The sequence below is a fragment of the Mesorhizobium sp. M7A.F.Ca.MR.362.00.0.0 genome (assembly GCF_004023175.1).
GTDB lineage: Bacteria > Pseudomonadota > Alphaproteobacteria > Rhizobiales > Rhizobiaceae > Mesorhizobium.
Genome location: NZ_RZTF01000358.1, coordinates 2,685 through 6,578, shown reverse-complemented (window position 1 = coordinate 6,578; position 3,894 = coordinate 2,685). Strand labels below are relative to the sequence as shown.

The 3,894-nt window shown below is 61.7% G+C and carries 5 protein-coding genes and 1 pseudogene; all 6 read left to right on the top strand.

Features of this window, described 5'->3' with window-relative positions; all coding sequences use genetic code 11:
• Window positions 1-144: 144 nt before the first annotated feature.
• On the top strand, window positions 145-630 hold the full coding sequence (locus EOC06_RS29805) for an SRPBCC family protein (protein WP_128309477.1): 486 nt from the start codon (window positions 145-147) through the stop codon (window positions 628-630).
• A 43-nt stretch (window positions 631-673) separates the two neighbouring features.
• Window positions 674-1,630, top strand: coding sequence for an alpha/beta fold hydrolase (locus EOC06_RS29800; RefSeq protein ID WP_128309476.1), 957 nt, complete (start codon window positions 674-676; stop codon window positions 1,628-1,630).
• A 90-nt stretch (window positions 1,631-1,720) separates the two neighbouring features.
• Window positions 1,721-1,837, top strand: a pseudogene (locus tag EOC06_RS43860) (GFA family protein); the annotation flags it as partial.
• A 186-nt stretch (window positions 1,838-2,023) separates the two neighbouring features.
• Window positions 2,024-2,221, top strand: coding sequence for a hypothetical protein (locus EOC06_RS29790; protein ID WP_013532087.1), 198 nt, complete (start codon window positions 2,024-2,026; stop codon window positions 2,219-2,221).
• Window positions 2,222-2,409: 188 nt separating this feature from the next.
• Window positions 2,410-3,282, top strand: coding sequence for an undecaprenyl-diphosphate phosphatase (locus tag EOC06_RS29785; protein ID WP_127321898.1), 873 nt, complete (start codon window positions 2,410-2,412; stop codon window positions 3,280-3,282).
• Window positions 3,283-3,358: 76 nt separating this feature from the next.
• The coding region (locus tag EOC06_RS29780; RefSeq protein WP_245470204.1) for a phosphodiester glycosidase family protein at window positions 3,359-3,894 on the top strand (536 nt) is incomplete at its 3' end.

Genomic DNA, 3,894 nt, shown 5'->3' with positions numbered 1-3,894 from the left:
CTCCTGCTCCGCCCGTGGATGACGAAGGTGGGGAACGCCTTGGCCCATCGAGACGGTGCCGACATTTTTTCACTGGCCGATGTCGGTTTGCGGTTCATCGGCTCGTCCTTGGGACGGAAGCCAGATCAAACGCAGGACGCCATCATGACCATCAAGCTCGACATCGCCCCCACCAATGACCGTGAACTGGTTCTCGCCCGCATCATCGATGCACCGCGCGAGAACGTCTATCGCTGCTGGACCGACCCGAAACTGATCACGCGCTGGTTCTCGCCAAAACCATGGACGACGCCGCGCGCCGAGATGGATGTGCGCACCGGCGGCTCGAGCCTTGTCGTCATGGCTAGCCCGGACGGCAACGAATTCCCCAACCCGGGAGTCTTCCTCGAAGTCGTTCCCCGCAGGAAGATCGTCCTCACCGACGCCTACACAGAGGCTTGGCAGCCTTCGGAAAAGCCGTTCATGACCGTCGCGCTGACCTTCGAGGACGAGGGCAATGGCAAGACCCGCTACATCGCTCGGGTCAGGCACTGGAGCGTCGCCGACCGCGAACAGCATGAGAAGATGGGTTTCCACGAGGGTTGGGGACAGTGCGCCGACCAGCTCGAAGAACTCGCCAAAACGCTTTGATCCGCCTGACGCTCTGATACCGGCATGACGAGAGGAGATCGATATGTCCAAAACCCTGTTTTTCGCCATTCTTGCTTCGGTTGCAGCGCTCGTTGGCTGCCCAGGCACCACCAATGCGGAGGAGACAAACCCCGCCATGACGACTGAGACGAACGCACTGCCGAAGCCGGAAAAGTCCGGCCTGCTGCCGATCAACGGCCTGAATTATTATTATGCCATCTATGGCAAGGGCGAGCCGCTGCTTCTGCTGCATGGCGGTCTCGGCACCACGGATATGTTCGCGCCGATCCTGCCGAAACTTGCCGAAAACCGCACCGTCATCGGCGTCGACCTGCAGGGTCACGGTCGCACCGCGCTGGGCGACCGCCCATTCACCGTGGAGGCGATGGGCGACGACATGGCCGCCATCGTCAAGGCGCTCGGTTACGATCAGGTCGATGTCATGGGCTATTCGCTGGGCGGCGGCGTCGCCTTCCGCATGGCCGTCCAGAATCCCGAAGCGGTGCGCCGCCTCGTCCTGGTATCGACCGGCTACGCCACGGACGGCTTCTATGACGAGATGCGTCCCCAGCAGGCACAGGTGAGCGCGGCCGCGGCTGAGTTCATGAAGGACACGCCGATGTATAAATCCTACGTCGCCGTGGCGCCGCATCCTGAGGAGTTCCCGAAGCTCCTCGATGCGCTGGGCGGCTTCATGCGTCAGAACCGCGACTACTCGGCCGACGTCGCCAAGCTGAAGATGCCTGTCATGCTGGTCTATGGCGACAGCGATATGTACAAGCCCGAACACGAGATCAAGTTCTATCAGATGCTCGGCGGCGGGCTGAAGGACGCCGGCTGGATGCGCGAGAACCTGTCGCAGAACCGCCTGGCGATCCTGCCCAACCGCACCCACTACGATACCTTCTTCGCGCCGGAGCTGACGGCCGCAGCGCTGCCGTTCCTCAACGGCCAGACCAAGGTCAAAACCTGGGACGAGGTCGTCGGCGAAACCGAGTGAACGCCAAAGCCGCCGGCTGTTGGCGGGCAGCCGGCATTCCATGGCAGCCATGACAGCTTTCGGCGTCATCGCTTCACCCCACTCGCATGGCTCGACGATCCCACGGTTTTCAAGCCGCAAATGCATATTTTCACGGGCTCGAAGCAGCCCTGGGTGGTGCTCGATGACAGCCTGCCGAAATACGAAGGCGCCCCTCCGCCAGGCTAATTTTTCCCTTCTCCCCTTGTTGTGGAAGGAAGTGGATCGACGCGCAGCGCCAAGGGCCAAGGGAGAGCGCAAGCATGGCCAAAATTTAATCCAAATCGACACGAGATAGCCGGCAAAGCGTCATTGGCGGGCCATCATTGTCTCCCTATTTATGGGTCGCGGGTACGGCATTCGAGGAGACGACGGATGAACGACAGCATCAGCACCCTGGACGAGCTTTTGAGCGATCCGATGGTCCTGCTTGTGATGGAGCGCGATCGTGTGCGCCCCGAACAGGTGCGCATGCTGCTCGAACGGGCTCGCCGGCCTTCGACCGATGAGCCCGAAGTGCCGCCGGCGCATGTGATCGCCAGGACATGCCAGAAACTCTGGCTCTGCCCGTAGTCGCTTTGCGATTTTCGCTGTGTATCTCAAGCCGGCTCCAAGGTGGGCCGGTTTCGAACGGCGTGCACTTCGGCACGCCAGCTTACAAATCCGTAAATTGATTATCCGGCCCATGACGATAAGGCTTGCCCGGGATTGACCGATGGTCGGTCCACGCAACTCCGATCTCTCATGCACGGAATTCGATTTTGGCCGATATCTGCACACAAGGCCTGGATACGGGCTTCGTCGGCCTGGGGTTCGCCAAGGTGGCGTTCCTCGGCGTGGTGCAAGGCATCACCGAACTGTTGCCGATTTCCTCGACCGCCCATATGCGCATCGTGCCGGCCGTGCTCGGCTGGCAGGATCCTGGCTCCGCCTTCTCCGCCGCCATGCAACTCGCGGCTCTTGCCGCGGTGGTCAGCTATTTCTGGAGTGATGTCAGGAATATCCTGTTTGGTTCGTTCGACGCTCTGGCGCGACGCGATTTCGCCGACCGGCATTTCAAGCTGGCGCTCTGGATCGTGCTGGCGACGATCCCGATCGTCATCGCCGGCGTGGCGCTGTCGGGCGTGCTCAACGCCTGCAATTCGCCGCTACGCAGCCTGACGGTGATCGGCTGGGCCTGCATCGCAATGGCGATCCTGCTGGCGCTGGCCGAGATCTTTGCCCGTCACCGGCGCAGCATGGGGGGTGCGTCGCTAACCGATGCGCTGCTCGTCGGTGTTGCCCAGATCGGCGCGCTTGTCCCCGGCGTGTCGCGCTCGGGCTCGACCCTGACGGCGGCATTGGGGCTCGGCTTCAAGCGGGCTGAGGCGGCGCGCTTCTCATTCCTGCTCGGGCTGCCTGCCATCGCGCTCGCCGGCCTCAAGGAACTCTGGGAACTGCACAAGGTCCATCTCGACGCCCATGGCTGGTCGGTGCTTGCTGTCGGGCTGGTCGTTGCGTCGATCTCCGCCTTCTTCGCCATATGGGGGCTGATGCACGTGCTGGAGCGTTTCTCGGCCTGGCCGTTCGTCATCTATCGCGGCCTGCTCGGCATCGTCTTGTTATTGAGCGTCGCCATGGGATGGCTTGCCTAAGTCCAGAGCCTTTCACAGTCTCGCTTGAAACAGGTTATATCCGTACCGGACCTCGAACTTCGATTCCGGTAAGCACATGGATTTCCTGACCCTCCTGCAATCATTGCCGTTGCTGCTGGCCTTGGCCAAGGGCGCACTGCCGTCGGTGGCGGCATTTGGCATGGGATTTGGCCAGTGGACCGCTTCACTGCCGCCATGCCGGGACTTCACCTTCGAGGCGACCAGCTATCTCGTTTGCGAGGTCGATCCAAAACGATATCAGCTCGAGCTGTTCTGGAAGGATGCGGCGGGCAAGCCGTTTCAGTCGCTGCACAATCTGCATGCCACGCAACAGGCGGCAGGGCGCACCATGCTGTTCGGCATCAATGCCGGTATGTATCACCCGAACCTCGCGCCGGTCGGCCTCTATGTCGAGCGTGGCCAGGAGATGGCCTCGGTGAAAACGGGATCGGGAAGCGGCAATTTTTCCCTGCAGCCGAACGGCATTTTCTACATGCGCGACGGCAAGGCCGCGGTCCGTGCCACTCGGGATTTCGTGAAGAGGCGCCAGACCGTCGACTATGCGACGCAATCGGGGCCGATGCTGGTGATCGAGGGCAAGCTGCATCCGAA